The organism is bacterium (assembly GCA_026398675.1).
In the GTDB taxonomy this organism is placed as follows: Bacteria; RBG-13-66-14; RBG-13-66-14; order RBG-13-66-14; family RBG-13-66-14; genus RBG-13-66-14.
On the sequence record JAPLSK010000235.1, the window covers coordinates 1 to 1,465 of the forward strand.

Sequence of the window (1,465 nt, forward strand, 5' to 3'; positions counted from 1 at the left end):
CAGGGCCAGGGACGGCTCGTTCACCTGCTTGATGTGGGCGTGGGGGAGCCAGCCGCCCTCGAGGACGGCCCGGATCATCCCGAAGGCGATTTCCTGGGCCAGGCCCCGGCGGCGGTAGGCCCGGCGGGTGTAGATGTGGCCCATGGAGCCCGAGCCGTGGGTGATGCACCAGGCCCCCGGCTCGCCCCGCTCGTCGTAGAAGGCCAGGGTGGGGCCGGACTCGATCCGCCAGCGGATGTAGCCGACGGAACCCTCGTCGTGCTCGCCGAACTCCCAGTGGGCCTCGACGACGTGGGCGTGCTCCGGCGAGAGAGGACGGAGCGGCACCGCGGGTTCCCGGGGCGGCGGGAAATCCCAGTAATGGACCCAGCACCGCGTCTGATGAACCAGCTCACCCTCCCGCAAAAGCCTCTCGCTGTAACACTGCTGGAGACCGGCGAAGCGGTAGGCCTCGAGGAAATCCGCGACGGTCTTCGGGTCGTCGCGGAAGGCTCCCTCGACCAGCTCCCGGTAGGCGGCGGAGTCGAAGTACTCCAGCGCCAGGTCGAACGTGTCCGGATCCTTCGCGAAGAAGAGGTTGCTCCAGCCAACCACGAGGACGCAGGCCGGGTTCTCCGGGTCGTCCACCAGGCAGAGCCGGAAGGGCTCGCCGGGTTCCGGCGTCTGGTGGAAGAGGGTGTAATCAATCATGGCGGCGGCCGGGGGGTTCTCCGCCAAGAGGCCGCGCAGCTTTTCGTAATCCTTGAGTTCCTTGAGCATCCGCGCCCCCGTTTTACGGCACGTTCCCGGGAATATTATACGTCATCCGGCGCCGGGGTTAAAGATACGGGGGCGGGATGAACCGCCCCCGGGAGCGATGGTGGATTCAGGTTGCGGGGCGTTCCGGTGTCGCCTTGCCCTTTAGCTTCTTCAAGCGCCCGACAGACTCCGGGAGGTAGTATAGCGGAGTAATCCGATAATTTCAGGCGGAAATAGGTTAATTATCTCGACGCGGCCTCCAGGCTCTCCGCGGGCGACCGTGGAGGACTCGTCCTACCGGTCGTCCCTACGGGGTGTTGAGCGGTTCGTAATGTAGGGCGGGGACTTTAGTCCCCGCCGTATTTATTTTCTAAGGCAGCCCTCACCCCGGACCGTAGGCGCGCCTCTCCCACAGGGAGAGGGAGACGCTTTCTATACCATCCAACCTTATCAGCTACGACCCTCACCCTAGCCCGTAGGCGAGCCTCTCCCTAAAAGGGAGAGGGGGTAGGAGGAAGCCTTCACCCTCAATCCCGTCGACGCGCCGCGAGGTTGCGATTGTGTAGGGCGGCCCCTCCGCGGGCCGCCGCGGCGGGGATAGGTATCTGCGACCGAATGTAATCCCCGCCCTACATTTGGGCGTGCGGCGGTTAATCGTCCATCACCCTCGTAGGGGCCGACCTTCAGGTCGGCCCGGTGATGTCTCCCCTCTCCCCGTGGGAGGAGC

Annotated in this window: 1 protein-coding gene; it reads right to left on the bottom strand. The window is 65.3% G+C overall.

From position 1 onward, the window contains the following. The coding region (locus NTW26_07450) for a GNAT family N-acetyltransferase (GenBank protein MCX7022092.1) at positions 1–759 on the bottom strand (759 nt) is incomplete at its 3' end. Positions 760–1,465 lie beyond the last annotated feature (706 nt).